The sequence below is a fragment of the Pseudomonas kairouanensis genome, assembly GCF_004682055.1.
Taxonomy (GTDB): Bacteria; Pseudomonadota; Gammaproteobacteria; order Pseudomonadales; family Pseudomonadaceae; genus Aquipseudomonas; species Aquipseudomonas kairouanensis.
Genome location: NZ_QUZU01000018.1, coordinates 78370 through 98211, shown reverse-complemented (window position 1 = coordinate 98211; position 19842 = coordinate 78370). Strand labels below are relative to the sequence as shown.

17 protein-coding genes are annotated in these 19842 nt (G+C 62.3%); 14 read left to right on the top strand and 3 right to left on the bottom strand.

Features of this window, described 5'->3' with window-relative positions; translation table 11 throughout:
• Window positions 1-212: 212 nt before the first annotated feature.
• Window positions 213-923, bottom strand: coding sequence for a GntR family transcriptional regulator (locus tag DYL59_RS16080; protein ID WP_135290072.1), 711 nt, complete (start codon window positions 921-923; stop codon window positions 213-215).
• 244 nt (window positions 924-1167) lie between these two features.
• Between DYL59_RS16080 and DYL59_RS16075 the strand changes: the two genes are divergently transcribed.
• The 12 genes from DYL59_RS16075 (at window position 1168) to DYL59_RS16020 (ending at window position 14822) form a co-directional block, all read left to right on the top strand.
• Window positions 1168-2061 (top strand): TauD/TfdA dioxygenase family protein, encoded by an 894-nt coding sequence (locus DYL59_RS16075; protein WP_135290071.1) that lies wholly within the window; start codon window positions 1168-1170, stop codon window positions 2059-2061.
• 14 nt (window positions 2062-2075) lie between these two features.
• On the top strand, window positions 2076-3101 hold the full coding sequence (locus DYL59_RS16070; RefSeq protein ID WP_135290070.1) for an ABC transporter substrate-binding protein: 1026 nt from the start codon (window positions 2076-2078) through the stop codon (window positions 3099-3101).
• A gap of 1 nt (window position 3102) precedes the next feature.
• Complete coding sequence (locus DYL59_RS16065) at window positions 3103-3954, top strand: ABC transporter ATP-binding protein (protein ID WP_135290069.1); 852 nt, start codon at window positions 3103-3105, stop codon at window positions 3952-3954.
• Between the two features lie 10 nt (window positions 3955-3964).
• Complete coding sequence (locus DYL59_RS16060) at window positions 3965-4813, top strand: ABC transporter permease (RefSeq protein ID WP_135290068.1); 849 nt, start codon at window positions 3965-3967, stop codon at window positions 4811-4813.
• A gap of 53 nt (window positions 4814-4866) precedes the next feature.
• Complete coding sequence (locus DYL59_RS16055) at window positions 4867-5787, top strand: LysR family transcriptional regulator (RefSeq protein ID WP_135290067.1); 921 nt, start codon at window positions 4867-4869, stop codon at window positions 5785-5787.
• A gap of 223 nt (window positions 5788-6010) precedes the next feature.
• Window positions 6011-7546 carry an MFS transporter gene (locus DYL59_RS16050; protein ID WP_135290066.1) on the top strand — a complete coding sequence of 512 codons (1536 nt, stop codon included), beginning with the start codon at window positions 6011-6013 and terminating at the stop codon, window positions 7544-7546.
• Window positions 7547-7560: 14 nt separating this feature from the next.
• Window positions 7561-8619, top strand: a complete 1059-nt coding sequence (locus tag DYL59_RS16045) for an HlyD family secretion protein (RefSeq protein ID WP_135290065.1) — start codon at window positions 7561-7563, stop codon at window positions 8617-8619.
• Window positions 8616-10061: an efflux transporter outer membrane subunit gene (locus DYL59_RS16040; RefSeq protein WP_135290064.1), complete on the top strand. Its 1446-nt coding sequence runs from the start codon at window positions 8616-8618 to the stop codon at window positions 10059-10061. Before DYL59_RS16045 ends, DYL59_RS16040 begins: the two co-directional genes overlap by 4 nt.
• A gap of 73 nt (window positions 10062-10134) precedes the next feature.
• The gene (locus tag DYL59_RS16035; RefSeq protein WP_135290063.1) at window positions 10135-10644 is read left to right on the top strand and encodes a sigma-70 family RNA polymerase sigma factor; all 510 of its coding nucleotides are present in this window, start codon (window positions 10135-10137) and stop codon (window positions 10642-10644) included.
• A complete protein-coding gene (locus DYL59_RS16030; protein ID WP_135290062.1) occupies window positions 10641-11591 on the top strand; it encodes a FecR domain-containing protein in 951 nt (316 codons plus the stop codon). The genes DYL59_RS16035 and DYL59_RS16030 overlap by 4 nt, the downstream gene beginning before the upstream one ends.
• 92 nt (window positions 11592-11683) lie before the next feature.
• Window positions 11684-14137 (top strand): TonB-dependent siderophore receptor, encoded by a 2454-nt coding sequence (locus DYL59_RS16025; RefSeq protein WP_135290061.1) that lies wholly within the window; start codon window positions 11684-11686, stop codon window positions 14135-14137.
• A 100-nt stretch (window positions 14138-14237) separates the two neighbouring features.
• Window positions 14238-14822 carry a hypothetical protein gene (locus DYL59_RS16020; protein ID WP_135290060.1) on the top strand — a complete coding sequence of 195 codons (585 nt, stop codon included), beginning with the start codon at window positions 14238-14240 and terminating at the stop codon, window positions 14820-14822.
• 53 nt (window positions 14823-14875) lie between these two features.
• Here the strand turns inward: DYL59_RS16020 and DYL59_RS16015 are convergent, their stop codons facing one another.
• Together DYL59_RS16015 and DYL59_RS16010 are read right to left on the bottom strand one after the other, a co-directional pair.
• Complete coding sequence (locus DYL59_RS16015) at window positions 14876-15580, bottom strand: DUF3142 domain-containing protein (RefSeq protein ID WP_135290059.1); 705 nt, start codon at window positions 15578-15580, stop codon at window positions 14876-14878.
• Entirely contained in the window at window positions 15577-17748 is a 2172-nt protein-coding gene (locus DYL59_RS16010) for a PA5441 family protein (protein WP_135290058.1), read from the bottom strand. The genes DYL59_RS16015 and DYL59_RS16010 overlap by 4 nt, the downstream gene beginning before the upstream one ends.
• A 164-nt stretch (window positions 17749-17912) precedes the next feature.
• Here DYL59_RS16010 and DYL59_RS16005 point away from each other — a divergent pair, with 164 nt between their 5' ends.
• Window positions 17913-19490: a glycosyltransferase family 39 protein gene (locus DYL59_RS16005; RefSeq protein ID WP_135290057.1), complete on the top strand. Its 1578-nt coding sequence runs from the start codon at window positions 17913-17915 to the stop codon at window positions 19488-19490.
• 36 nt (window positions 19491-19526) lie between these two features.
• Complete coding sequence (locus tag DYL59_RS16000; RefSeq protein ID WP_135290056.1) at window positions 19527-19772, top strand: DUF2789 domain-containing protein; 246 nt, start codon at window positions 19527-19529, stop codon at window positions 19770-19772.
• The last annotated feature ends 70 nt before the right edge of the window (window positions 19773-19842 follow it).

Genomic DNA, 19842 nt, shown 5'->3' with positions numbered 1-19842 from the left:
AGGCACCGGCGAATGAAGTGTCTGGTTTAGTAATAAAAGATGATAGGTGGCTTAAATAATTTAGCGAGCATATGAATGTGTTAGATGTTTTGCTAAATAATATGAGATGTCAGTAAGTTTCTTAGTTTGTGTGGGAAGTTTCGTCGGCGCGGGGCACTACACGATGTATAAAGTGCCCCATGGCGTTTAAAGGCAGAAGGGAGGCAGGCGCCTTATGGCGTGTGTTTCTTGCCGCCGGCTTCCAAGCCGTCGAGGTAGGTCGTGATGACTTCCATACCGCGCATCAAGTGATTGCGTAGCGTCAGAATGCTTTCTTCGGTTTTCTTTTGTGCCACCAGGTTCAGCAGTTCGCGGTGATCTTCCTGGGACGTCTCGCCCAACCCCATGGCTTCAAGGTTGAAACGCAGGAAGCGCTCTTCCTCGTTCAGGCCATGCTCCACCAACTTGAGCAGCCGCTGGTTCGGAGCCTTGCCATACAGCGCCATGTGAAACAGGCGATTGAGGCGACCAATCTCGGTGTAGTTTTTTTCCTGCTCAAGGGCGTTGATCAACGCATCCGCCTCGGCAATATCAGCCTCAGTGAGCAAGGGAATCGATAAGCGCAGCGCTTCAGATTCCAGCAACATTCGCAGTGCGTAGGTTTCGGCCGAGTTGTCTTCGATCAGCGGTGCCACCACGGCGCCCTTGTGTGTCACTACGTGCAGCAGTGACTGGGCTTCCAGTTGGCGCAGGGCTTCACGCACCGGCATGCGGCTGACCCCGAACAGGCTGGCCAACTCCTGTTGGCGCATGGCGGTGCCGCAGGGCAATCGACCATCGAGGATGGCATTGCGCAGGGTCTCTTCAATCACGGAGCGAGCGAGATGGGCGGGAATGGGGCCGCTGATCTTGATGCTGTTCAAAGGGGTCGGCTTCTGTGTCACGGTTACGTTATGCTCCTTATTAGTATGGGTGTATTAATTGGATCCAATGCACACTAGAGGCTGCCCCCACGCTTGTCAAACGGGCACAGTTTCGGCTTGTAAGCGTTTCAACAGGGTCGTTATGGTGCCCGCATAGGGATTTGCCAACGTCTTACATTCACGTATATCGTTATTCATTAACGGTATTTAAAATGAAGTTCTTATACCTATAAAGTCACTACCCTGTCTGACCGGGAGTGACCTCATGTCCGCCACCTCTACTGTTCCAACAGCGACCCCTACCGCCCAAGCGTTTGAGATTAGTCCACTGCCCGGCAGCGTCGGCGCCGAGATCATCGGCCTGGATTTGTCTCGACCGGTCAACGATGAAGACTTTGCGCGCATCCACCGCGCGCACCTGGACCACCACGTCGTGGTGTTCCGCGACCAACGCATCACACCCGAACAACAAATCGCCTTCAGTCGCCGCTTCGGTGTGCTGCAGATCCATGTGCTCAAGCAGTTTTTGCTGGCCAACCATCCGGAAATCCTGATCGTCTCCAACATCATTGAAAATGGCCAATCCATCGGCCTGGGAGACGCGGGAAAATTCTGGCATTCGGACCTCTCGTATAAAGAATTACCCAGCCTGGGCTCCATGCTCCATGCTCAGGAACTGCCCGCCGAAGGCGGCGACACCTTGTTCGCCGACATGCACAAAGCCTGGGACCAACTGCCCGAACACTTGCGCAAAGCCGTCGAGGGTCGCAGCGCAGCGCATTCCTATACCGCGCGTTACAGCGAGACCAAATTCGAAGGCAACTGGCGCCCCACGCTGACCCCCGAACAACTCGCGCAAGTCGCCGAAGTGGTGCACCCGGTGGTGCGCACCCACCCGGAAAACGGCCGCAAGGCGCTGTTCGTCAGCGAAGGTTTCACCACCCGTATCGTCGGCCTGCCCGAAGACGAAAGCCGTGACCTGCTGGCCCAGCTCTACGCCCACAGCGTGTTGCCGCAAAACATCTATCGCCACCAATGGCAGCCCCACGACCTGGTGTTCTGGGACAACCGCTCGCTGATCCACCTAGCCGCCGGTTGCCCAAGCCACCTGCGCCGCAAACTCTTTCGCACCACCATCCAGGGCGACGCGCCTTTCTGATTCGGAGCATGACCATGTCCAGGAAAATTCCATTTGCGCGCTTGGCCGCCACCGTCGGCCTGGGCGTCAGCCTGTTGGCCGGCAGCCTGATTGCGCCGGCTGTTGCGCAGGCCGAAGGCGAGATCCGCATCGCCGAACAGTTTGGCATCGTCTACCTGCTGCTTAACGTGGTCCGCGACCAGAACCTGATCGAGAAATACGGCAAGCAGGAAGGCATCGACATCAAGGTCGACTGGACCCAACTGTCCGGTGGCGCAGCGGTCAACGATGCGCTGCTGTCCGGCTCCATCGATATCGCCGGCGCCGGGGTTGGCCCGTTGCTGACAATCTGGGACCGCACCCACGGCAAGCAGAACGTCAAGGCCGTGGCGTCCCTGGGCAACTTCCCTTACTACCTGGTGAGCAACAACCCGAAGGTCAAGACCATCGCCGACTTCACCGAAAAAGACCGCATCGCCGTACCGGCGGTAGGTGTTTCCGTTCAGTCGCGCTTCCTGCAATACGCCGCCGCCAAACAGTGGGGCGACAAGGAATTCAATCGCCTCGACAAGTACACCGTGGCCGTTCCGCACCCGGACGCCACCGCCGCGCTGATTGCGGGCGGCACCGAGCTGACCGGGCACTTTTCCAACCCGCCGTTCCAGGACCAGGCCCTGGCCAACCCCAACGTGCATGTGGTGCTGAACACCTACGACCTGCTTGGGCCGAACTCGCCGACGGTACTGTTCGCCACCGAGAAATTTCGCAACGACAACCCAAAAACCTACAAGGCCTTCGTTGAAGCGCTGACCGAAGCGGCCCAGTTCGCCCAGAACGACAAAGGTGCTGCCGCCGACACTTACATTCGCGTGACCAAGGCCAAGATCGATCGCGCCGAACTGCTGAAAATCATCGACAACCCCCAGTTCGAATTCAGCGTCACGCCAAAAAACACCTACCCGCTGGCGGAATTCCTCTACCGCGTCGGCGCCATCAAAAACAAGCCGCAATCGTGGAAGGATTACTTCTTCCAAGACGCCAAGCCCCTGCAAGGAAGTTGAGATGAACGCGCCCTTGCAAGGCCACGAGGCCAGCAACCTGCACACCACCGCCCCGTTGCTGGCGGTGGACAAAGTCAGCCTGGAATACCGCACCCCCGAGCGCGTGGTGCGGGCCACCCACCAGGTCAGTTTCGAGATCGACCCCGCCGACCGCTACGTGCTGCTCGGCCCATCGGGCTGCGGTAAGTCCACCTTGCTCAAGTCCATCGCCGGGTTTATCAAACCCTGCGAAGGCGAGATTCGCCTGCTGGGGCAAAAGGTCGAACAACCAGGCCCCGACCGCATCGTGGTGTTCCAGGAGTTCGACCAGCTGCCACCGTGGAAAACCGTGAAGCAGAACGTAATGTTCCCACTGCTCGCCTCCAAAACCTTGAAGCGTGCCGAAGCCGAAGAACGTGCGCTGCACTACCTGGACAAGGTCGGCCTCAGCGCCTTCGCCGATGCTTATCCCCATACCCTGTCCGGCGGCATGAAAGCCCGTGTCGCCATCGCCCGGGCGCTGGCCATGCAGCCGAAAATCCTGCTGATGGACGAGCCCTTCGCCGCCCTCGACGCCCTGACCCGGCGCAAGATGCAGGAAGAGTTGCTGCTGCTCTGGGAAGAGGTACGTTTCACCCTGCTGTTCGTTACCCACTCCATCGAAGAAGCGCTGGTGGTGGGCAATCGCATCCTGCTGCTGTCGCCTCATCCGGGGCGCGTACGGGCGGAAATCCACAGCCATCAATACGACCTGCACAGCCTCGGCGGTGTGGAATTCCAGGCGTCGGCTCGGCGGATTCACCGCCTGCTGTTTGATGAAGCGCCTGAGGCCGAGCAAGAGCTGGGTTTTGCTGATATCCGCATCGCTTACTGAGGGACAACCCGTGCGCCAGGAATACGAAATACAACTCGAACCACTGCTCAGCGTCCCTGTGGAGCGCGAACTGCCCCTGCGCCAGCGTCTCTGGCAGCAGGGCTGGCTGCGCAAGGGCCTGATCCTGATCGTGCTCGCGATCCTCTGGGAAGCCGTCGCCCGCTACCAGAACAACGACCTGCTGCTGCCAAGCTTCCTGCAGACCTCCCACGCGCTTTACGACGGCCTGCTCAGCGGCGAACTGCTGAGCAAGGTGAGCATCTCGCTGGTGGTGCTGATCAAGGGCTACCTGATCGGCATCGTGCTGGCCTTTGCCCTCACGACCTTGGCGGTATCCACCCAACTGGGCCGCGACTTGCTCAGTACCCTGACCTCAATGTTCAACCCGTTGCCGGCCATTGCACTGCTGCCGCTGGCGCTGTTGTGGTTTGGCCTGGGGCAGAACAGCCTGATCTTCGTGCTGGTGCATTCGGTGCTGTGGGCGCTGGCGCTCAACACCTATTCGGGCTTTCTCGGCGTGTCCGAAACCCTGCGCATGGCCGGTCGCAACTACGGGCTCAAGGGCATGCGCTTTGTGCTGTTCATCCTGATCCCGGCGGCGCTGCCGTCGATTCTCGCCGGGCTCAAGATCGGCTGGGCCTTCGCCTGGCGCACACTGATTGCCGCCGAGTTGGTCTTCGGTGCCACCAGCGGCAAAGGTGGCCTGGGTTGGTACATCTTCCAGAACCGCAACGAGCTGTACACCGACAAGGTATTTGCCGGTTTGGCCGTGGTGATCCTGATCGGCTTGCTGGTGGAGAACCTGGTGTTTGACACCTTCGAGCGACTGACGGTGAAGCGTTGGGGCATGCAACGCTGATCTCCTGCTAGGATTGCGGCCAATTCACTCCCCACCGACCATGAGTGCTTGGCATGCAATTACCGGACATGAACCTGCTGGTCGCCCTCGACGCCCTGCTCGACGAGGGCAGCGTGGTGGGCGCCGCGCGCCGCATGAACCTCAGCCCCGCCGCCATGAGCCGCACCCTCACACGCATTCGCGAGGCGGTGGGCGATCCGATCCTGGTGCGCGCCGGACGTGGCCTGGTGCCGACGCCCAAGGCCTTGCAGTTGCAGGCCCAGGTGCGCAACGTGGTGGAGCAGGCGGCACTGGTGTTTCGCTCGGCCGATGAGGTGGACTTGAGCACCTTGCGCCGACGCTTCAGCGTACGGGCCAACGATTTTTTTATCGGTGTGTATGGTGGCCGTCTGTTCGACACCATGGAACGCATGGCGCCGCTGTGCGAGCTGTGCTTTGTGCCCGAAGCCGACACCGACGACGAAGCCCTGCGCGAAGGCCGCCTGGACCTGCGGGTGAGCAACACCATGCCCACCAGCCCCGAAGTGAAGGTGCAGAACCTGTTCTCCACCACCTTCGTCGGCCTGGCGCGGCAAGACCATCCGTTGTTTGACGAAGAAATCACCGCGGCGCGCTTTGCCAGTTACTCCCACATCAGCATTTCGCGCCGTGGTATCGCCCGTGGGCCGATCGACACAGCGCTGAACGCCCAGGGGCTGGAGCGCCGGGTGGCGATGATTGCACCGGGTTTTCACGGTGCGATGTTCATGCTGCCGGATTCCGACTTGATCCTGCCGGTGCCCAAAGAAGCGCTTTACAGCGCCAATCGCCTGAAACTGCCATTGCGCGCATTTCCATTGCCGATCTCGCTGCCAACGCTGGTCTTGGCGCAATCCTGGCACCCGCGTTTCGACAAAGACCCGGCGCACAAATGGCTGCGTGAGACCATGCGCGAAAGCTGCCATGCCACCTGGTTGGAAGCCCAGCCCACCTAAAGTGAACGCGGTCAAAATGTGGGGCTTGTTCGCGAATGCAGTGGGTCAGCTAGAACATTTTTCACTGACCCACCGTATTCGCGAGCAAGCCCGCTCCCACAGGGTTTTGTGTTGACTGTAAGCGTTGCGTCCAGCGCACTTATAACCTGCCGACATGTAACTTTTTGTCATGTGTGTGCCTGATTAAACTGCTCGGGTATTTATCACACCGAGTTACCCGTTCATGACTTCCCTCGCTGCCCCCACCCCTGCGGCCGCAGCCAAACCCGTCGCCATTACCCCGCCCGTCTTCGGCCCGCGCATCATCATCGGCCTGGTCGGTGTATTGCTGGCCGTGCTGGTTTCTGGCCTCAACGAGATGGTCACCAAGGTCGCCCTCGCCGACATCCGTGGCGCGCTGTACATCGGCTTCGACGAAGGCACCTGGCTGGTCGCCGCCTACACCGCCACCTCCGTGTCGGCCATGGCCTTTGCGCCCTGGTGTTCGGTGACCTTCTCCCTGCGTCGCTTCACCCTGTGCGCCATCGGGCTGTTCACCGTGCTGGGCATCCTGTGCCCGTTCGCGCCGAACTACGAAAGCCTGCTGGTGTTGCGCACCGTTCAAGGCCTGGCCGGTGGTGCGTTGCCGCCGATGTTGATGACCGTGGCGCTGCGTTTCCTGCCGGCCAACGTCAAATTGTATGGCCTGGCCGGCTATGCACTGACCGCCACCTTCGGCCCAAGCCTGGGCACGCCGTTGGCGGCGCTGTGGACCGAATACGTGGGCTGGCAATGGGCGTTCTGGCAAATCGTCGGCCCGTGCCTGCTGGCGATGGCCGCTGTGGCTTATGGCTTACCGCAGGATCCGCTGCGCCTGGAGCGCTTCAAACAGTTCAACTGGCGCGGGCTGCTGCTGGGGTTTCCGGCGATCTGCATGCTGGTGATCGGCATCCTGCAAGGCAATCGCCTGGACTGGTTCGAGTCGGGCCTGATCACCTTCTTACTGAGCGGCGGCAGCCTGCTGCTGGTGCTGTTCATGGTCAATGAATGGTCGCACCCGATGCCGTTTTTCAAGCTGCAGATGCTGGGCCTGCGCAACCTCGCGTTCGCCCTGATCGTGCTGGCGGGCGTGCTGATGGTGCTGACCTCGGTGATCATCATCCCGTCGAGTTTCCTCGCACAGGTGCAGGGCTATCGCCCGCTGCAAACCGCGCCGGTGATGCTGCTGATGGCGCTGCCGCAACTGATCGCACTGCCGTTGGTGGCGGCGCTGTGCAACCTGCGCTGGGTCGATTGCCGTTGGGTGCTGGGGATCGGCCTGGGCATGCTGGTGCTGTGCTGCGTGGGCAGTGCGCACCTGACGTCGGAGTGGATTCGCGACGATTTCTACGGCCTGTACCTGCTGCAGATTTTCGGGCAACCCATGGCAGTGCTGCCGCTGCTGATGCTGTCCACCGGCAGCATCCAACCCACAGACGGCCCGTTCGCGTCGGCTTGGTTCAATACCGTCAAGGGCCTGGCCGCCGTGATCGCCACCGGCGTGATCGACACGCTGACCACCCAGCGCCTGCACTTTCACTCGACCATGTTGGTGGACCGCCTGGGCAACTCGCCCCTGGCCGACGGCGACGCGCCGGGCCTGGCGCACCGCCTGCACGAGCAGGCGGTGGTGCTGACCTCCTCGGATCTCTATTACGTCATGGCCGCCGTCGCGGTGGCGTTGATCCTGCTGATTTTCTGGATGCCCACGCGGATCCTTCCGCCCCGCGCACCGACTTGATTTAAGGACTGTTCATGAAACGCAAAGATAAAATCGCCGTCTCCGTTATCGCCGTATTTGCCGTTGGCATGCTGGTGTACCTGGTCGCGCCGGGCGTGTTGGGCAACAAGCACCAGAGCACCAACGACGCCTTCGTCGCCGCTGACTTCACCCTGGTGGCGCCGCGCGTGGCCGGCTTTATCAAAGAGGTGCTGGTGGAAGACAACCAGCGCGTCAAAGCCGGGCAACTGCTGGCGCTGATCGACGACCGTGACTTTCGCGCCGCCGCCCAGGCTGCCGACGCCGACACGTTGGTCGCCCAAGCCCAGCTGAAAAACGCCACTGCGACCCTGGAGCGCCAAAGCTCGGTGATCGCCCAGGCCCAGGCTACCGTGGCGGCAGACCGCGCCGAAATGGCCTTTGCCGAACACGAACTGAATCGCTACAACCACCTCGCGGGTGTGGGCGCGGGCACCGTGCAGAACGCCCAGCAAGCCAAGACCCGCATCGACCAGGCCACCGCACGCCTGGCCAATGCCACGGCGGTGCTGGCGGCCGAGCGCAAGCAGGTCGAGATTCTCACCGCCCAGCGCGATGCGGCCGAAGGTGGGCTCAAGCGCGCCCAGGCCGCACTGGAACTGGCCAGTTATCAACTGTCGTACACGCGTATCGTCGCACCGGTGGACGGCATGGTCGGCGAGCGGGCGGTGCGGGTCGGCGCCTATGTGACGCCGGGCAGCAAGATCCTCGCGGTGGTGCCGCTGGAAGAGGCCTACGTGGTGGCCAATTTCCAGGAAACCCAACTCTCCCATATGCACGCCGGCCAAGCTGTGCAGGTGCGTGTCGACAGCCTCGACGGCGAGTTGCTCAACGGCCATCTGGAAAGCCTCGCGCCCGCTACCGGCGTGACCTTTGCCGCGGTCAAGCCAGACAATGCCACCGGCAACTTCACCAAGGTGGTGCAGCGCATTCCGGTGAAGATCGTGCTGGAGCCCAACCAGCCACTCACCGAGCGCCTGCGGGTGGGCATGTCGGTGGAAGCCAGCGTCGATACCCAACCGGTGGCGAAACAACGTGAGGTGGCCCAGCAATGAAACAAGTGGCCTGGCTCACCTTGAGCCTCATCAGCCTGAGTGCCTGCACCGTTGGCCCAGATTTCCAGAAACCCCAAAGCCCGCAAGTGACGCAGTGGAGTGAACCCCAGGGGCGTCAAGCTTCCAGCCGTGCCGTCAGCGACCCCCTGCAGGAGCGCTGGTGGGACGTGTTCCACGACGCGCAACTGTCGGCCCTCACACGCCGAGCGCTCACCGATAACCTCGACCTGAAACTGGCCAGCAGTCGCCTGGAACAAAGCCGCGCCGTACGCCAGGTGACTACCGCCGAGCGTTACCCCAACGTCGATGCGTCGGGTGCCTACCAGCGCAAACGTAACAGCGGCAAAGGCCTGAGCGACCCGTCCGGCGAGAACGGCCGTGCGGCGTTCAACCAGTGGGATGCGGGCTTTTCCGCCTCCTGGGAACTGGACTTCTGGGGCCGCGTAAAGCGCGAAACCGAAGCTGCCGACGCCACCCTGCAAGTCGCCGAAAACGACCGCCGTGCCGTGTTGCTGTCGGTGCTTGCCGAGACCGCCCAGGACTACATCCAACTGCGCGGCGTACAAAACACCCGCGCCGTGACCGAGCAAAACCTCGATGTCGCGCGCCACAGCCTCAAGCTCTCGCAGTTGCGCCTGGCCGACGGCGTGGCCACCGACCTGGACGTGGCCGAAGCTGCCGCCCAGGTCGCCGCCATCGAAGCGCGCCTGCCGGACCTGCAACAACGCCAGGACCAGTTGATCAACGCCCTGAGCCTGCTGATGGGCGAACCACCCCAAGCCCTGCACGCGCAGCTGTCCAAGGACGCCGCCGTACCGCAGACCCAACGCCAAGTTGCCATCGGCCTGCCGTCGGAACTGGCCGAGCGACGCCCGGACATTCGCCAGGCCGAAGCCCGCTTGCATGCCGCCACCGCCAACATCGGGGTGGCCAAGGGCGACTTCTACCCACGCATCACCCTGTCCGGCAGCCTGGGTTCCCAAGCCATGCAGTTGTCGGATTTCGGTTCGTGGGGCTCCCGCGCATTTGCCTTTGGCCCGCGGTTCAGCCTGCCGCTGTTCAATGGCGGGCGCCTCGAAGGCATGTTGAACCTGCGCGAAGCCCAGCAACAGGAAGCGGCGCTGGCTTACCAGCAAACCGTGTTGCGCGCCTGGCATGAGATCGACGACCAGCTGACCCGTTACAACGCCAGCCAACTACGTCGCGACAGCCTTGCCGAAGCGGTGCGCCAGAACCAGATCGCGCTGGCGACGGCGCAACATCAGTACGTGGAAGGCGTGGTGGATTTCGTCAACGTGCTCACCGTGCAAGGCGCGCTGTTGGCCACGCAAGAGCAATGGGTAGAGAGTTCCACCGGCGTGTCCCTGGCCATGGTGGGGCTGTACAAAGCGTTGGGCGGGGGCTGGGAGTCGGTGTATCCGCTGCAAACCGTCGCGCGCTGATCAACAAAGAGTTTTGTCAGTCGCGAAATAAGGTGTAATGATAATTGCTCTCAATAGTGTATCTGAGCTTTTCATGGACACCGCGACTGACGGCCAGCAACAGCTTCATCTCCTGTACCGCGACCATCACGGCTGGCTGCAAGGCTGGCTGCGCAAGCGCCTGGGCGACCGCGAGCATGCCGCCGATGTGGCCCAGGACACCTTCCTGCGCCTGCTGGTGTCCGGGCGTTTCCCCGGCGACAAGGAAAGCCGCAGCTACCTGGCGCAGATCGCGCGCAACCTGGTGATCGACCAGTGGCGGCGCTTGCGCATCGAGCGCGCTTACCTGGAAAGCATCGCGCACTTGCCGGAGCCGGAGTCGCCGTCCCTGGAAACCCGCGCGCTGATCCTTGAAACCCTGATGCAGATCGACGCCATGCTCGACCGCATGCCCGACAACGTGCGCCGCGCCTTCCTGCTGTCGCAGTTCGAAGGGCTGACCTACACGCAGATCGCCGAGCGCTTGGGCGTCACCGTCAGTTCTGTGCAGAAGTACATGACCCGCGCCATCGTCGCCTGCTACCAAGTGGTCTATGAAGAATGAGGCAGGACGCGCCCATCGCCCCGGCCGTTGTCGAGCAAGCCAGCGAGTGGTTGATGCTGCAGTGGGGTGGCGACTTGCGGGGCGAACAACGCGAGGCCTTTGCCCAGTGGCAGGCCGCTGATCCGGAGCATCGTCGCGCCTGGCAGCGCTTGCAGCACCTGCAGCAAACCCTGGGGGGCGTGCCCGCCGACAGTGCCCGCGCGGTGCTGCGCGACAGCCCGGACACTCAGCGCCGTGCCGCGCTCAAGTTGCTCGGTGCACTGTTGATCGCCGGTGGCAGCGGTTACCTGGTGCAGCGCAGTGAACCCTGGCAAGCGGCATTCGCCGAGTACCGCACCCCCACGGGTGAGATTCGCCACGTCACTCTCAGCGACGGCACGCGCCTGGACCTCAACAGCGACAGTGCGGTTGACCTGCGCTTTAGTGCCACCGAGCGGCGTATCTGCCTGATTCGTGGCGAGATCTTGTTGACCAGCGGCCACGACCCGCTGCGCCCGCTGATCGTCCAAACCCCGGCCGGTGATGTGCAGGCGCTGGGTACCCGTTTTGCCGTGCGTGAGTGGGCCGATGGTAGCCGCGTCGATCTTTACGAAGGCCGCGTGCGGGTGACCCCGGTGCACGGCCTGGCGGTGCAGATGAACGCTGGCGACAGCCTGTGGTTCAACCAACGCCAGAGCTCAAACCTGCCAGCGGTGGACGCCAATACCAGCAGTTGGACCGAGCATCGCCTGATCGCCGAGCGCCAGCCACTGGGGGCGTTCGTGGAGCAACTGAGCCGCTATCGCCCTGGGCTGTTGCGCTGTGATCAGGCGGTGGCCGGCTTGTTGCTCACCGGGGTGTTTCCGCTGAACGACACCGACGCGATCCTCGCTGCCCTGGAGCGTTCGTTGCCGGTCCAGGTACAAGCCGTCACGCGCTACTGGGTAACGATCAAGGCACGGGTCTGAAAAAAATTTCTAAACGCGTTGTCGGTTTTTGTACCCCGCTCGGGATACCTCTTGAAAGCCAATCAAGAAGCGATCTCACGGGGAGTCCTGCAATGCCGCACCACCCAATCCAACCCTTGGCCCGCGCCCTGCGTCGTGGCCTGTTTGTCAGCCTGCTGGCGACGGTGCCGCTGGTGCCGACCCTGGTTTACGCCGAGCAAAGCACCGAAGCCCTGCGTGCCTACAACATCCCCGCAGGTAGCCTGGACCAGGCGTTGAACCGCTTTGCCAGTGCCTCCGGCATCTTGTTGTCGGTAGACGCCACGCTCACTGAAGGCAAGCGCAGCGCTGGTCTGCAGGGGCGTTATGCGGTGGCGGCGGGTTTGGAGCGGCTGTTGGCGGGCAGCGGGTTGGTGGCGATGCAGTCCCAGGGTGGCTGGTCGTTGCAGGCCATTGCCCAGGGCGACACCGTGCAACTGGGCGCGACGCAAATCAGCGGCCAGCAAGCCCAGGAAAGCGCCTGGGGGCCGGTGGATGGCATCGTCGCCACCCGTAGCGCGTCCGGCAGCAAGACCGATTCGGCGCTGGTGGAAATCCCCCAGACCATCAACGTGATCACGGCCGCAGAGATCAAGGCGCGGGGTGCCCAGAGCGTTACCCAGGCGCTGCTCTACACGCCAGGCATGGCGGCTGGCGGTTTTGCCGACCGGGTCAAGTTGTTCGATGAACCGACCTCGCGGGGCTTCTCGCCCACGCCGCTGTACCTCGACGGTTTGCACCTGCCCTACGGCGGCGGCAGTACCGGCGGCGCGTTGCAGATCGAGCCGTACTCCCTGGAGCGTATTGAAGTACTCAAGGGCCCGGCCTCGGTGCTCTATGGGCAAAACCAGCCGGGCGGCATCGTCAGCATGGTCAGCAAGCGCCCCAGTGAAACCCCGATACACCAGGTGGTACTGGAAGCCGGCACCTACGAGCACAAAAGCGCGGCCATCGACCTGAGCGGCCCGCTGGATGAGCAGGGCCAGTTTCTCTACCGTCTCACCGGCCTGGCCAACGACGGGCAGGACGAAATCAACTACGTCGAAAACAAACGCCAGTTCATCGCCCCCAGCTTCACCTGGCGACCCAACGATGACACCAGCCTGACCCTGTTCGCCCAGTACCAGAAAGACAAAGGCGTGCCTGAAGCCCAAGGCCTGCCAGCGTCGGGCACGTTGTGGTCTAGCCCCAACGGCAAGATCAAGCGCGACCTGTTCCTCGGCGAGCCGGGCGTCAACCAGTACAACCGTGAGCAATACGTACTGGGCTACGAAATTTCCCACCGCCTCAACGACACCTGGACCTTCAAGCAAAACGCGCGCTACGCCGAGGTCGACGACCGCTACACCGCGCCGCTGCACGGCTACGCCTTTGTCGCCAACCCGGCCACCGGTGTGGAGGACCAACGCTACCAGCAGCGCTACGCGGTGGACTGGGCGCAGAACAACAAAGTCTTTGGCGTGGACAGCATCGCCCAGGCCGAATTCGACACCGGCGCGTTGTCCCACACGATGATTTTCGGCCTGGATTATTACCACTCCGGCTCCTTGTTCCACGGCCTTTACGACCGTACGGCGGCAGCGCTCGACCTGTTCAACCCGGTCTACGGCCAGCGCATCGACTACCGCCAACCGTACCAGTGGGACCGTACCCTGACCCAGACCGGGCTGTATGTGCAGGACCAGATCAAGTGGGACAAATGGGCGCTGGTGCTGGGCGGGCGTTATGACTGGGCCAGCGTGGTCAACAAAGAGCCGCTGCAAGGCACCCGCTTCGCCAGCAAGGACGAAGCCTTCACCGGCAGGGCAGGCCTGGTGTATCTGTTCGATAACGGCCTGGCGCCGTTTGTGAGCTACTCCGAATCCTTCCTGCCGCTGACCGGCACCGATGCCAACAGCAAGCCGTTCGACCCCTCCACCGGCAAGCAATATGAAGTCGGCGTGAAGTACCAACCGCCGGGCCAGAAGAGTTTTGTGCAGGTGTCGGTGTACCAGCTTGACCAGGAAAACGTGCTGACCACCAACCCACAGAATCCCCTGTACAGCACCCAAAGCGGCGCCATGCGTTCACGCGGCGTAGAACTGGAAGCCAAGGCCGCTATCAGCGATGCCTGGGACGTCATCGCCTCGGCCTCGCGCAACGACGTCAAGTACACCCAGGACAACGACGGCCGCGAAGGCCGCCACCCCGCTGGCATCTCGCCGCTCACTGCATCGATGTGGGTCAACTACACGGTGCTTGGGGATACGCCACTGGCCGGCCTCGGTGCCGGCCTGGGCGTTCGCTACGCGCGCCAAAGCCTGGGGGACTACTACGCCGGCGCCTTTACCGTGCCGTCATACAGCGTCTACGACGCCAGCCTGAGCTACGACCTGAGCCGCTCGCCGCTCAAGCTCAAGGGCGTGAAGCTGGCGCTGAACGTGCAAAACCTCACCAACAAGACCTACGTGTCGCAGTGCACCAGCGACCTGGACTGCTACTACGGCGAAGGGCGCACGGCGGTGTCGAGCCTGACCTACGACTGGTAGGTAATCGCGTGTAGGACGGCTCTTGATTGAGCTCGATGTAAACCTCGGGCGTCTCGCGAGCGTTAGCTTCTGGCTGGCTAACTTCGCGAGGTCTTGCCCAATGTCCATCCCCGAAGATCCGTATGCGACACCCCAATCAACCCTGAGCTGGATGCCGGCTCGCGAGCCGGTATTTTTTGTCGTGGCGCCGCGAAAACTGATGGTTATGACGCTGGTAACGCTCGGCGCGTATTTCATCTACTGGCTATACCGGCAATGGACGCTCTACCACCAGGCCAAGGGCCTGCGGCTCTGGCCGTGGGTGCGGGTGATGTTTCCAGGGTGCTACTTCTGTTCGTTGATCCTCAGCGTGATGCACGAGCTGGAACAGGGTGAGTCGGACTATCACTGGTCGCCACGCTGCCTGGCGGTGGCGGTGTTCGTGGGTGGGTGTTTGCCGTTTACGCTGTTGTGGTTGTTGTCGCCCTTTGCTGCATGGGCTGTGGTGGCCGGTATCGCCGCGTTGCTAGTGGCACTGACATTGCAGGTGCAAGCGGCGATCAATTACTTGGAATTGGATCCCCAGGGGCAGGCGAATGCACGGCTAACGGACGCCAATTGGGTTGGGATAGCGGTGGGAGTGGCTGGGTGGTTAGTGGTTATTGCGTGGGCTGTGACGGTGGCTTCTACGTCTGCAATAACATGAGGGTGACGTCGTTTGTGGTGAGCAGGGTAAGCCCGCTCACTACATCTCTGCAGTCACGGGTTCTGCAAAAACACCACATACCCCCGAAACCACTCACTCCCCCTCAAATACCCCGGCTCCTCCCACACCCCGCCCTGAATCAACCCGATCTTGAACGGTAGCCCCATCCGGTTCATGCGCGGTAAATACGCGGCGTAATCCGGAATGCTGTGCCGTCCCTGATACGTCTGCACCACCACTTCGTCCACCACGCCTTTGAGCTGGGCGATGGCGGCTGGGTCGGCATTGCTGCTCCAGTCCATCAGGCCGGTGATGCTCAGTTTCAGCTCAGCCGGTAGGCGCTGGCGCAGGTTGCGCAGGAAGCTTGTGTATTCGTGCAGGTATTGGGTGCGGGCATCGAAGTCGATCTGGATGCCCACCACCGGGTTGCCGGCGTCGCGCCAGCGTTGGACCTGGCCCAGCAGTTGGGTGTAGACCGACTCGGGCCATTTGAGGGTGTGGGCGCGGTACACCACCCAGACGTCACCCTGTGTGAGCCGGGGTACGCTGATGCCTTGGGCGATCATTCGAACACCACGCTGGGGCGCGCGGCGGGTGGCGTTGATCTGGCCCTGGAGGATGTACAGGGTCTTGGCCTGCTGGAGCACCGGCTGCGGGTTGACGCCGCTCCACAACCAGAAGGCGTCGTAGTCGCGCGCATCGACGGCGCCGAAGGCCGGGCCTGCCAGCAACAGCAAGCCTAGCCACAGCGGCTTCACCAGTAGTACTGCGCCGACTTGCCCCACTGGGTGTCGGCAAAGCCACTTTTCAACTGGCGGAACCACGCCTTGCGCACGGCGGGTGCTACGTCCTGGCCGCCGCAGCTGTTGTAGCCCGCCGGCGCGTAGCAGTTGATGGCGCGGAACAGGGCGTAGGCCTTGTCGGTTTTGGGGGCCTTGGCGTCGGCGATCACTCGCTTGTAGCCTTCGAGCCGCGAAAAGGTTTCACCTTTGAAGTCCGATGCGGTGCTGCCCAGGCTGCCAGCGGCGCGGGCTTGTTCCAGGGGCATGCCGTCCAGGTTGTTGCGCAGGATGAACTCACCGATGCAGTTCAGGCCGTGGGGGTCTTTAGCGTTGCCCTGCAAGGCCTGGGCGGTTTGCGCGATGCTGGGGCAGGCGTAGCCGGATTCGGCTTTGTCGCCATTCCACTGGAACAACGCCAGGCTTTGGCTGCTGCTGTATACGTAGCCCAGGCTGGTGCCGAGCTTGTCTTGCGGGGCTGGGGTGGGCAGTTGCTTGAGGTCATCGAGGAAGCTTTCGAACTGGCCACGCAGCAGATTTTTGTACAGCAGCACAAATTGCGCAGTTTCGCGCTCCAGCGGGTCGCTGGCCTGGGCGATCTGTTGGCGTAGCAACTCAGGACCGGCAACGTTGCGCAGCAGGATGTAGCGGACCTGCTGGGCGCCGATCGGCGAGTCGGCGGCAAACACCTTGGCCAACTGGCCGCTGCGTTCGTAGTTCAGGGCCAGGGCCAGTTCGAGCTGATCGCGTTGCAGCGGCAACTTGGCCAGCGGCAGCAGTTTCAGCCATAGCGATTCGGCACCCGACCAATCCTGTTTGTCTTCCAGGGCCAGCGCGCGCAGGGTCTGTTGGCTGAAGGCGAAGTAGTCCAGGTCCGATGGCACATCCTGGGGCAAGTGCTTCAGGGCGCTGTCGGGTTGGTGCTCGACATACAGCGCATAGGCCGCGAGCACGTAGTCATACAGCGCAGGGTCGTTGGCAAACACCACTTTTTGTTGGTCGAGGTCTTCGCGGGTCAGGCTGGGAGGGGTGTGTGCACGCATCATCATCAGGTCGCTGACCACCTGGATCATCGGCGTATCGAACGTGCCCCTGGTGACCATCAGCAGCTTCTGGTCAGCCTCTTCCACCAGTTCATCCACCGACACATTGCGCTGCGCGTCGGTGGCCTGGGTCAGTTCCCGAGCGTAGGCCGCGGCGAGTTTGTCGCTGTCGTCTGCCAGCCAATACACCCGGCGCAACAGGCCGCGTGCGGAGGCGGTGTACTCGCCCTGTGGATAAGCCTTCAGGTAGGCGTCAAAGCCCTGTTCGGCATTGGCCAGCGCGGGTTTGTCCACACGCTCAAGTTGCGGCACGCCGTAGGTGTCGTAGATGTTGGCCTGGGCCTGGTTCAGCGCGGTGCGGGCGCTCATGTACAGCGCGGTTTCTTTCAGCCATGGCGAGCCGGCATTGGTGAGGGCCGTAAAGCCGCGCTCGGCTTCGGCAAAACGCCCGCTGTAGAAGTCGGCGGCGGCTTGCAGGTAAGTGCGAAACAGTTGCCCGTCGGCAGACTGGATCTGCAGCGGCTCGTCCACTACCGGGCCTTGCCACTCGCAGGTGGCAAGCAGTTGTAGGCGCGCCTTGGCCAGCAACGTGCGTTCGGCGGCGGGCATGTCGGCCTTGACCACTTGGCTGACAAATGCGGTGGCGCTGTCATCGTCGTTGCTGCGGCAGCGGCTGCCTTCGCCACTGAGGAAGGCCTGACCTGCCGTGGTGTACTCCTCACGCTTGATGCCCAAGGGTTGGAGCAAGGTATCGAGTTCGGCGGTGCGTGAGTCGTCGGGCCCGTTGTCGGGTTCGGTGCTTGCGTCGGCGCGGGGCGTGAGGCGATACACCGGAAACGGCACCGGGCCAAAACCCTGGGACAGATCATCCTCCTGCAACGCATCTGGCGTCAGCGCCACGGCCTTTTTGTCCGCCAGCAGCAGGCGCAGGTTGGCCCGGCTGTCATTGCCAGGGCTCAGGAAGGGCAGGTTGTTGCAGGCATCAAGACTGTCCCGGGAAACCCGCCAGTCGGGGTAGCAAGAGTCGTCGGAACTGGCCAGGGCCGGCAAAGAAACACTGGCCAGCAAAGCCAGCGCCAGGGGTGACAGAAAAACGATGCGCATGACGAGTCCTTGATCCTGAGTCCTTGGAAGGCGGCAATAATAGCTTGTTCCTACGGTTGCTTCGGTGAAGCCCTACACAAATTGCTGATTCATCTGATTCCGGCAGCCAATCATGGGGTTTTGGCCTAGAGTGGCGGTGTTTGTGCAGTGGCAGGGGAATCGAGGTGCGTCGGTCTGTGGTTGAGCAAAACGAAAAGGCCGGGGCATTGCCGGCACTCAGGCCTCTGTCGTGGGACGGCGTGAGTTGGATCAGCCGACTGTGGTGGGTGCCGATCCTGGCCCTGGCCGTGGCCCTGCGCTTTTACCACCTGACATCGGCCGCGATCTGGGGCGACGAAGGCTCCAGCCTCTTGCTCAGCGAATACGCGGTGGGCGACCTGTGGTTTCACGCGGCGCACGACGTGCACCCACCGTTGTATTTTTTCTTGCTGCGCGGCTGGATCGAACTGTTCGGCGACAGCATCTGGTCGATTCGTAGCATGAGCGCCGTCCCCGGCGTGGTCGCCGTGGGCCTGGGTGTGTGGCTGACGCGACAGCTGTCCACCCGTCGCGCTGCGGTGCTGGCGGGCATCCTGCTGGCGCTGCTGCCGACGGCGGTGCGCTACAGCCAGGAAGTGCGCATGTATTCACTGCTGGCGGTATGGCTGCTGGGGGCCACGCTGGCCTTGGTGTACTGGGTAAAACAACCCGAGCGCATGCGTTACCTGGCGGTGTACGTCGTGCTGATGAGCGCCGGGTTCTATACCCATTACTTCACCGCGTTGTGCGTGCTGGTGCACTGGGCTTACCTGGGCGTGCTGTGGCGCGAACGCCTGCTGGTGCGCCCGGCGTGGTGGGCGGCCAATGTGGCGATTGTGGTGTTGTACCTGCCTTGGTTGCCGAACCTGCTGGACCTGGTGCAGCACATCGAACAGCTCAAGGTGGGCGGCGATATCGGCTGGGAAGAGCCGGTCGGCCTGCTATCTCTGCCGTCGATGATCTGGCAGTTCGTGATCCAGGACGAGGGCGTGGGTTTCTGGCCGCCGCTGTTCTGGCTGGTGCCGCTGCTGCTGGTGGCGGTGGTGGCAGTGACTGCCTGGCGCGATCGCGAGCGTCACCGGCCGGCGGTGTTGTTGGCGTTGTTTTTTCTACTGCCGCTGGCGTTGGTTTACGCGGTGTCGTTTATTTCCCCGGTGTTTATCGAGCGCTACCTCACGGTGTATGCCCTGGGCCTGCCGATCCTGATCGCCCTGGCCGTTGACCGCCGACCGTGGCTGGGCGCCGCGCTGTTCGTGCTGTTCGTCGGGATCGAACTGGTGGGGCTCAAGAACAACTTCACCGTCGACGAGCACGACCAATTCAACGTGCCCGTAGAGTTCGTCAACCGCAATTACCAGGAAGACGACCGCATCGTGCTCAGCGACATGATGTGGTACCTGAGCTACGTGTATTACGACCAGACCGACGCCCAACTGCAGCTTTACACCCCACCCAAGCCCGACGGCACGCCCACCCGGCCCAATGCCTACGGTTTCGGCACCCTGGTGGACCAGGACGGCGGCCGCATCTACCTCGACCACCTGTCGGCCTTGCCCGCCGGAACGCACCGCGTGTGGCTGATCAGCAGCAATGAAGCGCCGGATGATTTTGCCCCCCTGCCCGAAGGCTGGCGCGAACTTAGCCGCCAGGACGGCGGTGGTGCCCGCGCGCGGCTGTTTGTGTTGTGCAACGCGCCGTCGGCACAGCCCGAGGGTTGCCGCTAGACTCGGTTGAACCTTCATTTGTCAGGAGCCACACCCATGGAACCGCCTGTGCATAGTTTGCAGTCCTTGTTCAAACAGCTGGGGCTGCCAGACGACCCAGTCAGCATCGATAAGTTTTTAGCGGTGCATTCGCCGCTCAAGGCGGACCTTGAACTGGCCGATGCGTTTTTTTGGACGCCCAGCCAGCGTGCGTTTTTACGTGAGGAGAAACGCAAGGACGCGGATTGGGCGGAGTTGGTAGATGAGTTGGATGTGTTGTTGAGGAAGGGGCGGGGGGTGTAAAAAAATCTTCTCCGAAATGCTCGCACTGCCCACATTCCCCCTGCGGTCTTGCAGCAATCGCTTAGTCCGC

Excerpts from the sequence above, each read along its gene's own strand:
- DYL59_RS16045 (WP_135290065.1), top strand. The coding sequence starts at position 7,561 with ATGAAACGCAAAGATAAAATCGCCGTCTCCGTTATCGCCGTATTTGCC.
- DYL59_RS16020 (WP_135290060.1), top strand. The coding sequence starts at position 14,238 with ATGTCCATCCCCGAAGATCCGTATGCGACACCCCAATCAACCCTGAGC.
- DYL59_RS16010 (WP_135290058.1), bottom strand. The coding sequence starts at position 17,748 with ATGCGCATCGTTTTTCTGTCACCCCTGGCGCTGGCTTTGCTGGCCAGT.
- DYL59_RS16040 (WP_135290064.1), top strand. The coding sequence starts at position 8,616 with ATGAAACAAGTGGCCTGGCTCACCTTGAGCCTCATCAGCCTGAGTGCC.
- DYL59_RS16050 (WP_135290066.1), top strand. The coding sequence starts at position 6,011 with ATGACTTCCCTCGCTGCCCCCACCCCTGCGGCCGCAGCCAAACCCGTC.
- DYL59_RS16055 (WP_135290067.1), top strand. The coding sequence starts at position 4,867 with ATGCAATTACCGGACATGAACCTGCTGGTCGCCCTCGACGCCCTGCTC.
- DYL59_RS16035 (WP_135290063.1), top strand. The coding sequence starts at position 10,135 with ATGGACACCGCGACTGACGGCCAGCAACAGCTTCATCTCCTGTACCGC.
- DYL59_RS16065 (WP_135290069.1), top strand. The coding sequence starts at position 3,103 with ATGAACGCGCCCTTGCAAGGCCACGAGGCCAGCAACCTGCACACCACC.
- DYL59_RS16030 (WP_135290062.1), top strand. The coding sequence starts at position 10,641 with ATGAGGCAGGACGCGCCCATCGCCCCGGCCGTTGTCGAGCAAGCCAGC.
- DYL59_RS16025 (WP_135290061.1), top strand. The coding sequence starts at position 11,684 with ATGCCGCACCACCCAATCCAACCCTTGGCCCGCGCCCTGCGTCGTGGC.
- DYL59_RS16070 (WP_135290070.1), top strand. The coding sequence starts at position 2,076 with ATGTCCAGGAAAATTCCATTTGCGCGCTTGGCCGCCACCGTCGGCCTG.
- DYL59_RS16000 (WP_135290056.1), top strand. The coding sequence starts at position 19,527 with ATGGAACCGCCTGTGCATAGTTTGCAGTCCTTGTTCAAACAGCTGGGG.
- DYL59_RS16075 (WP_135290071.1), top strand. The coding sequence starts at position 1,168 with ATGTCCGCCACCTCTACTGTTCCAACAGCGACCCCTACCGCCCAAGCG.